The sequence below is a fragment of the Collinsella sp. D33t1_170424_A12 genome, from assembly GCF_015554865.1.
Taxonomy (GTDB): domain Bacteria; phylum Actinomycetota; class Coriobacteriia; order Coriobacteriales; family Coriobacteriaceae; genus Collinsella.
On the sequence record NZ_JADNJJ010000185.1, the window covers coordinates 1 to 8277 of the forward strand.

Consider the following 8277-nt stretch of genomic DNA (forward strand, 5'->3'; position numbering starts at 1 on the left):
ACGCTTGGCGTCCTGCGCACCCTTACGATGCTTGGTAGTTGCCCATTTAGAGTGTCCGGACATGCGAGACTCCTATCGAATATGCGCATCGGTCGCACGGTCGCTGCGGATCGGTGACCCTGATTAAACAGACGTGGGAAATAATATACCGAATGCCCCTGCTGCGAAAGTGTGAAATTTAGCGCGAGCCAAGCTCACATGCAATGCCCATGGAGGCGGCGCGCACCGTCTACACACCCCTCCAGAACCGCGCCGCCCTTCGCGCCCACCGCCCTACCAGATGTTCACACGCATGGCGGAGCGATTCCTATACTCGCGACCCTGAAGACCGTTTCACGCCGCGAGAGCGCGCGACGGCGCCCTTGCTTCGACGCCAGCCTCCACACCCCCGCAGCGCACGACCGAACAGGAGGACCCGTTTTGAACACGAACCTTGCCGACCCATCCTATCCAACGCGCCGCAGCTTCCTGGCCGGCGCCGGCGCGCTCGGCGCACTCGTCCTCGCAGGCTGTACCGCGAAAAATGAAAGAGATCGCGGCTCTGCCGCCGCCGCCTCCGCCGGCTCGGCGGCCGTGGCTTCCACCGGCCCCGCAACGGTACGCCTGGGCACGATGATGACGGAGGATTTCCTCCCAGGCTGGGTAGCCCAGGCCGACGTGCTCTTCCCCGGCTCCGTCGACGTGAAGATCTCGACGTTCCAAAGCGCGCAGGAGCTCTCCAGTGCGCTCACCTCGGGCGACATCGATATGGCGATGACCGATCCGCAGGTCTCGGCCTCCCTTACCGCAGGGGGCACGCCGGTACGGCTGAAATGGATCGCCCTAGGTGCCACGCCCGAACAGGGGCGCTTCGGCATCATGGTGGGACCGGACTCGCCTATCAAGACGGCGGAAGACCTGCGCGGCGCATCCATCGGCGTGGGCTCCAACACCGTTCCCGAGTACGTCATGGACAGGCTTCTCGAGATCGAGGGCATCGGCCAAGGCGACTTCGACAAGCAGGAAATCAAGAAGCTCCCGGTGCGCTACGAGATGATGACCTCGGGAAACGTCGGCGCCGCCGCCCTGCCGGCAACGTTGCTCGCGCTGGGCGAGATCGACGGCTGCACCACCATCATGGATGATGCCCATGATGCCGAGGGCAAAAACCTCTCGCAATCGGTCGTGGTGGTACGCGAGGCATTCGAGGACGCACCAGGCGGCGAGGACGCCGTCGAGGCCATCCAGCGCGGATGGGAGATGGCGGCCCAGGCCATCAACAGCGATCCCGAGAACTATCGCGCTCTGCTCGTAGAGAAGGCCAAACTCCCCGCGCCCCTTGCCAAGACCTACCCCATATCCCAATACCCCGCGTGCACACGCCCTACGTGCGACATGGTTCAACCCCAGCTCGACTGGATGCTCGAACGCGGCTACCTCAAGAACGCGCTCTATTACGACGAGGAAAGCGGCGCGTTCGATCCCGTTCATTAATCTCTCGAGCCAATACGACCCACTTCCCGCACCCCTGCCGTCCATCGAGGCGGCAGGGGCTTTTCATACGGATGTCCCCGAACGAGCGTGCCGCACGCCCCTTTCGAGCTCCTTCCCGCCTCATGCAGGGGCCCGTCGATACGCGATGGCACTAAATGTCGATTTTGAGTCTTTGAGTACCCGTGTGCGAGGTGAATACTTCCCCAATCGAGGAATAAGTTGCGTACTCCAGCATCGTCGACCTGCAATGAAGGGCGCATTCCATGCCATCATCCGCAAACGGGCGCGTAACCCGCATCGAAATGGCGCGCAAAGCCCTTCTCCGGGGACACAAAAGACTCAAAATGTGCATTTAATGCCAAGGCAACAATGACTGAACGCTGTTCATGTGCCATGCAAGAGCAGTACCGTTATTCTATGCAGATCCAATTGGAAAATATGCAGTTCCGCTGCCGATTCCAGCCTGCTTCGAACGTCCGGCACCGTTCGGCCTGCACGAGCAGCAACGCTATGCCCTTCTCCACGGCGTCAAGGCGCGCTCAACCCCTGCGAGCGCCTCGTAGATCCCCACGCCCAGCAGCGCCATGCCGATCATGCCGGCGAACATGCGCGGATAGTCGATCATCGACCAGGAGTCGACGATGAAATAACCCAAGCCCGTCGACCCCGCGATGGCCTCGGACAAAAAGAGCACTGCGATCGCCGTCCCGGATCCAACGCGAAGCGCCGTGAACAATTCTGGCAGCACGGCGGGCACCACCACATGGAGACATGTGCAGATACGACCCGCCCCCAGGCTTCGAGCGGCCAGGATCGACCCCCGCGGCACGCAAGCAGCAGCATCCCGAACGCTCATCAGAATCTGGAAGAACACCGTGACCGCCATGAGCGCAATCTGCGACGCATCCCCTAAGCCGAGCATCACCAAAAAGATGGGCAGCAGCACGACCTTTGGAATGGGATAGAGGATGTGCAAGGCGGGAGAGACGAGGGCGTCCAGACGGGGCGACCTGCCCAATGCAAGACCCAGCGGTATCGCCAGAATCGATGCCGCAGCCAGCGCCGCCAGCACGCGATACAAGCTTATGAGAAAGGCGGGCAGCAATTCGGGAAGATAGGCATAGAGCACGCGGACGGTCTCAAGCGGCGCGGGCAGGGCGGGAGACGCGAGGACGAGCGACGCCAGATGCCAAAGCCCAAGCAGCGCCACCGTAGAGGCAGCATACGCAGCCACCTTCCAAGCGGCGTCGTGCACACGTCCGCCTTCCATGATTGCTCCCTTCATGAAGGCGTCCGTCCGACGACATGCCGAACAGGCGCGCACTCATTCCGTCTTCTTGCGCCGGTGCTCGCGAACCCCTGCCGGCGCGTCGCCTCCATCCAGACGCCGGCGGACGACGCCGACGCAGCGCCCCCTCCCTGGAACCATCGGGCGAAGCCAGCACCACGGTTGAGGCGAGGCGCTCACTGCTGCGCCGGCGCGTCGTCGACCAGCTTGGCCCGCTGCGGGCGCTTCGCGCGGTATGCATAGACCAGCAGCCCGGCGCCTATCGCGATCAGAGGAAGGCTCAACAGCTGACCCATCGTGATCACGCCGCCGAACAGGTAGCCCAGCTGGGCATCGGGCACGCGGACGAACTCGATCAGGAAGCGAACCATGCCGTAGCCGAGCACAAACGTACCGATAAACGCCCCCTGCGGAGGCACCGGACGCTTGCGGCTCATGGCATAGAGCACCACGAACAACACGATGCCCTCGAGAAATGCCTCGTACAGCTGGGAGGGATGGCGCGGCATCTCGCCTGCGGCGCCGCCGAAGACCACGCCCCAGGGAAGGTCGGTGGGCTTACCCCACAGCTCGCCGTTCACGAAGTTGGCGCAGCGGCCCAGCGCCAGGGCGAGAGGAACGCCGACGATGGCGAAATCGGCAACCGTCCACGGAGACAGCCTGAGCATGCGGCACACCACGTAACCGCCGAGCAGGCCGCCGAGCAGGCCGCCGTGGAAACTCATGCCTCCCTGGTTGGTAGCGAAGATCTCCAAGGGATGCGTCAGGTAGTACCCATCGCCGTAGAAGATCACGTAGAACAGACGGCCGCCGATGATGAGACCGAAGACCGCGCCCGTGACGAGCATCCAGATATCGTCCACCGTGAGTCCCATGTTCCAGCGTCGCTGCACGCGGTACGCCACGACGCCCGCAAGGATAGAACCCACCACATAGGCGATGCCGTACCAATAGATAGTGAGGGGACCGGCCGAAAATGCTACCGGGTCGAGCATCTGGTAGAGCTCGTTGAGCATGGAGCAACCTCCTTGAAACGAGCGGCGCTGCGTGCGCGCCGCTCTTTAAACGCGACGGGCGCCTGCCCGGCGCCCGTCGAATTTGCGCAACCGCACGTTACCGCGTGTATGCGCTCGATTAAAACGGCATGTAGTCGTCGTACAGATCGGACGCAGGGCCGTCGTTGACCGCCACGACGCGCGTGACGCCGGGCACGTGCTCCTTCAGGATGCGCTCCACGCCCATGGACAACGTGAGCTGGCTCATGGGGCAGCCGGCGCAAGCACCCTGCAGCTCAAGCGATACCACGCCCTCGTCGTCCACGCCCACGTACGCCATGTCGCCACCATCTGCCTGCAGGTTGGGGCGAATCTGCTCGAGGACCTCAAGGAGGAGTTTCTCATCTACTGCCATGGGGCAGTCCTTTCGACGAGCGCAGCGCCGTTCCGCCGGCGCGCGCAGCTCACACGTTATGCCACGGGTTGTACCCATGTGAGCGTACACTATACCACGCGGCCGCATCGCGCGGTCACACCGCACACGCCCCCAACGTCAGCAAGGTGAATCGTCGTGGCAAGCACCAATCCCGACCTTAAAAAGTATATCGACCGGCACCGTCGCCGCCACGGAGAGCGGTCCGCTCCGCAGCGCCTCTGCCGCAGCCTGCACCGGTTCATCCAGCACACGTTCAACATCCGCGAGGGACGCGCGCCCTACCATGTGATCCGCAAGCGCTTCGTCAACAGCGCGCGGCTCAACGGCAACCACATCTGCATCCTCATCATCGCTATGATCATCGCCTGTATCGGCCTGGATACGAACTCCGAGATCGCCATCGTGGGCGCCATGCTCATCTGCCCCATCATGGGATCGGTGCTTGCCATCGCCTACGGCGTCGCCACCTTCGATCGCGCGCTCACGCGCGATGCCGTGGCGGGACTCGTCATACAGATGGTGTTCTGCCTCATAACATCCACGCTGTACTTCCATCTCTCCCCCGTGGCGAGCATGACGCCGTCGCTCGCGGACAACTCGACGGCAACGGTATGGGACCTGATCTTGGCGCTCGTAGGAGGCTTCGCGGGCGGCCTGGGCAACTCGCGCGATCAGGAACCGGCAACCCTTATCTCGGGCGTCGCCGTAGCAACGGCGCTCATGCCGCCGCTGTGCGCCGCGGGCTACGGCATCGCCGCGGCCAACCTGGGAGTGGCGCTATCGGCCCTATACGAGTTCGGCGTGAACGTGGTGTTCATCTCGCTATCCGCCATGGTGGTACTGGTGCTGCTGCGCGTGCCGCTCAAGCGCGACCTGAACGAGGACGGCGTTGTAACGGCCGAGGAGGACGCCGACGTCCGCGCGAAGTCGCACAAGATCCGCTGGCGCATCCTGCTGGGCACGGCCATCTTCGCTATTCCGAGCCTGTTCATCACGTCCAACCTCGTCAAGGCCGCCGACGATCCCACGCCCGATTCCTATGGAGCGGCCGAGACGGCCGAGGAGCTCGCCGTGGTCTGCCCGGGTTTCGAACGCTACACGGTAGGCCTGCAAGCCGAGGCGAACGGCGGCAGCGCGACGGACAAGGTAGAGGAGGAGCTCGTAGCACGCGTGGTGACATCGGAGGAGCTCGACGCGGCGCAGCGCACGATGGCCGAGGAGCTCATCCGCCTCGACGTCGAGGGCCTCGACCGCGTGGAGTTCACGACGGAATAGACGCCGCTACATCACGATCGAGGAGCGTGAACGCTATGAAATTCGGTATGCGCAAACCCAGCCTAAAGAAATCACTCGCCGCCCGCACGACGGGCAAAGCCAAGCGCGCCGTAAAGAAGGCGCTTATCCCCGACTACGGCCAGAAGGGCATGGGCTGGCTGCGCGATCCCAAGAAAGCCGCGTACAACAAGGTCTATCGCAAGACCACCTTCGGATTGAAGGACCTGTTCAAGTAGGTAGGCCGGTCTGTGGCACGCAGCGGCGCCGCAGGCCGGCTCGTGCGCCCACGGGCATACCAAGCTGCAAGAAGCATGCTGTACGCCTCGATACGCTCAAGGGTGGTGATCCATGATGCACCCGTATTTCGCATTCGCCGGCGGCACTGAAGTCATGCATACCGGCATCATCGAAAATGAAGGCGTTCGGAAAGCAATCGCGCATTTCGAGCTGCCTACAGGCGCGGACTTCCACTCCGTTCGCTGCGAGCTGCCATCATATACCTGGGAGTCCTGAGGAGGACGCTGTTCTGCAGCGGAGATCCACTTGATCGAGCGGTTCCTCCACGACAACGCCTATCTCATTTTCAAATACGAAGCCGAAGGAGACCTCGGAATTGCCTAGCCTCTTTATCGTGGGCGGCTAACGCCTTTTTAGGCAAACGAAGGCCGCAGCCCATCCACGTGCCTGTCTGCAAAGATGCATCGTCGCCAAACTCCACGACAGCTTGACTCACCCAGCAAGGCGATTGCGTCCTGACAAATAACGACGGCAAGATTCCAAAGCAGGCACCGACAGAGCCGCTTCCCATCAAATCTGGCCAGCATGACTATATCGACAGACGCTTGATTAAGCTCTATTGCGAGTGCAGCGCCTCCTGCTGCCGCTAGGCGACCCCACGGCAACGTCGGCGGCATATTCCGTATATCCAGAGAGTGCACCATGCGTCGCCCGAAGCAAGACAACGTATTATTACTAGCCTGGATTAGCGATATTCGTTGCCGCTTTGTTTCCGAAGAGCACCAAGGGTCTTATCCTTTCTAGCCTTCCTTCCGTTCGGAAGACGAATTGTACCCTTCGGCATACCATGCTTCTTTTCATATGTTCCTACAGTGCAGTCGCTTCTCGTCTTTCGCACTTTACCAAACATCTGACGTCACCTCTTTTATTAAGCTCTTATAGTCCAATAATGCAATCGCTGCAAACCCATGCAATCAGCAAGAAAGCCGCTCCGATCGAATTGACAGGCCCCTTAAGGCTCGGGCCTGACAAGCTCCTATCGCAGATGCACCGATTTCATTACGACTCAAATGGTTTTGTCCATTCATCCACCCTTCAAATACAGGGTGGAACAACAAGTAGGCTTTTCGGCTAATTGCAAAATAGCAGTCAATTCATATTGGAGCTTATTGCCACAGTAGCAATCGTAAATCCATCAAGAACAACCAACACTAGACCACACTAAAAGCCCGTGGCATCGACTAGTCACCAGCTCCTTTTTGTCAACAACAGTTGAATCACCTAGACGCCCTAGTCGTCATCAGCGCACCAATCTTCTACCCCTCTGCGCCACAGTGAGGGCAAGTCCAATAGCCACATTCATTGTCCCTCCCCCCATTGCGCCGTGTAATCCGCACCATCCAGCGGCATGTCGCAGTTGGGACAGGTCTCGAACATCGTTTCACCTCCCACAAACAAAAACGTGCAAACAATCAGTTGTCTTTGAATGCATAGAAGTCTGTATGTGAATCGTAGATGTTCTCACTTGAGATACTGTTCTTATGCCCGTACCCCGTACACTTCCACACATAGTGGTTGTCGTCAAAGCCATCTTGAGCATTCAGGAGCGCTCCGTAGCGATCGCGCCACCAATCAACATCTGGAAATCTATCGCTCATTTCCCCTCCTCTCTCATGCTGATCAGCTTGAATAGACTTTCTCATCACTCATGAGCCTTGACTGGCTTGGGCGCATTCATATAAGACATCGACATAGCATGCAGCCATTATCCCCTCGCCTTGTTGTACGAGAGGTCAGCATCCAGCGCCGTAATCAACGACGCCTCAAGCTCATCGATCTTATTCAGGGAACACGGATAGAGCAGAATGTAAACGTGCTGCTTGTACTTCACGTCTGCGTATACATCCACATTGCCCAAGCCAATTAGATCGCTATAAATCGCTTTGCCCATGTTTTCGGACTTACCGATATAGATACCCTTGAAGTTGCTGAAGTCACCCTTCTTGACCACAGATGCATACGTGGCGATGGCATAGCAGCCGCTGAACGCCATATAACCATCCCCGATCATGCCCACGGGCGACACTTGCAATTCCCAGTTCTGCAGAAACTGGCCGACAGTCAATTTGTTACCGGCGCCATCTAGCAAAGCCTTTCGTGCAGCTTTGAGCATCTTTTCGCGCTCGCGCTCTTCAAATGCATCGCGGGCCCTTGCTCCGAGCGCTCGTCCTTTCTCGCCAAGCTGGTCGGAAGCATCTTTGACAGCGCCTTTCACTTTCCCGGCGCCAGCTGAAGCAGCGGTGGGCATTTTATCATGTGCTTTCTCGGCCATCTGAACCACAACGGGAGCCATGTCTGGCAACTTTTGAGCAACAACTTTCGCAGCCGGAGCAAACTTCTTTACGCCCCTTGCCACTTTGGAAGCAACGGGGCCACCAGGCAGGAACTCAACCGCCAGCAACGCGATTTCTATCGCAGCATTCGCAGCTGCGGCAATATCGACCGCGGTCCTATCTTCCGCCCCCACGGGGGTTTCCACTTGAACCTGCTCTTGACCATGCTCTTCTACATCC

General features: G+C 59.8%; 8 protein-coding genes. 3 read left to right on the plus strand and 5 right to left on the minus strand.

What is annotated here, in order from left to right:
• The first annotated feature begins 420 nt into the window (after positions 1 to 420).
• A complete protein-coding gene (locus I2E26_RS07760) occupies positions 421 to 1473 on the plus strand; it encodes an ABC transporter substrate-binding protein (protein ID WP_229056503.1) in 1053 nt (350 codons plus the stop codon).
• 508 nt (positions 1474 to 1981) lie between these two features.
• Here I2E26_RS07760 and I2E26_RS07765 read toward each other — a convergent pair.
• The 3 genes from I2E26_RS07765 to I2E26_RS07775 form a co-directional block, all read right to left on the minus strand.
• Entirely contained in the window at positions 1982 to 2743 is a 762-nt protein-coding gene (locus I2E26_RS07765; protein ID WP_195420277.1) for an ABC transporter permease, read from the minus strand.
• Between the two features lie 194 nt (positions 2744 to 2937).
• Complete coding sequence (gene lgt, locus I2E26_RS07770; protein ID WP_195420278.1) at positions 2938 to 3777, minus strand: prolipoprotein diacylglyceryl transferase; 840 nt, start codon at positions 3775 to 3777, stop codon at positions 2938 to 2940.
• A 118-nt stretch (positions 3778 to 3895) separates the two neighbouring features.
• Entirely contained in the window at positions 3896 to 4171 is a 276-nt protein-coding gene (locus tag I2E26_RS07775; RefSeq protein WP_147588587.1) for a NifU family protein, read from the minus strand.
• A 156-nt stretch (positions 4172 to 4327) separates the two neighbouring features.
• Between I2E26_RS07775 and I2E26_RS07780 the strand changes: the two genes are divergently transcribed.
• Together I2E26_RS07780 and I2E26_RS07785 are read left to right on the plus strand one after the other, a co-directional pair.
• Positions 4328 to 5467, plus strand: a complete 1140-nt coding sequence (locus tag I2E26_RS07780; RefSeq protein ID WP_370551472.1) for a DUF389 domain-containing protein — start codon at positions 4328 to 4330, stop codon at positions 5465 to 5467.
• 35 nt (positions 5468 to 5502) lie between these two features.
• A complete protein-coding gene (locus I2E26_RS07785) occupies positions 5503 to 5703 on the plus strand; it encodes a hypothetical protein (protein ID WP_195420279.1) in 201 nt (66 codons plus the stop codon).
• A 1473-nt stretch (positions 5704 to 7176) separates the two neighbouring features.
• On the opposite strand, the gene I2E26_RS07790 is transcribed toward I2E26_RS07785, so the two are convergent.
• Positions 7177 to 7362 carry a Sec23/Sec24 zinc finger-containing protein gene (locus tag I2E26_RS07790; RefSeq protein ID WP_195420280.1) on the minus strand — a complete coding sequence of 62 codons (186 nt, stop codon included), beginning with the start codon at positions 7360 to 7362 and terminating at the stop codon, positions 7177 to 7179.
• A 107-nt stretch (positions 7363 to 7469) separates the two neighbouring features.
• On the minus strand, positions 7470 to 8277 hold an 808-nt coding region (locus I2E26_RS07795; RefSeq protein ID WP_195420281.1), incomplete at its 5' end, for a hypothetical protein.

What these genes read in the sequence shown, in the direction of transcription:
- I2E26_RS07765 (WP_195420277.1), bottom strand. Translation starts at nt 2,743, where the DNA reads ATGGAAGGCGGACGTGTGCACGACGCCGCTTGGAAGGTGGCTGCGTAT.
- I2E26_RS07775 (WP_147588587.1), bottom strand. Translation starts at nt 4,171, where the DNA reads ATGGCAGTAGATGAGAAACTCCTCCTTGAGGTCCTCGAGCAGATTCGC.
- I2E26_RS07785 (WP_195420279.1), top strand. Translation starts at nt 5,503, where the DNA reads ATGAAATTCGGTATGCGCAAACCCAGCCTAAAGAAATCACTCGCCGCC.
- I2E26_RS07790 (WP_195420280.1), bottom strand. Translation starts at nt 7,362, where the DNA reads ATGAGCGATAGATTTCCAGATGTTGATTGGTGGCGCGATCGCTACGGA.
- lgt (WP_195420278.1), bottom strand. Translation starts at nt 3,777, where the DNA reads ATGCTCAACGAGCTCTACCAGATGCTCGACCCGGTAGCATTTTCGGCC.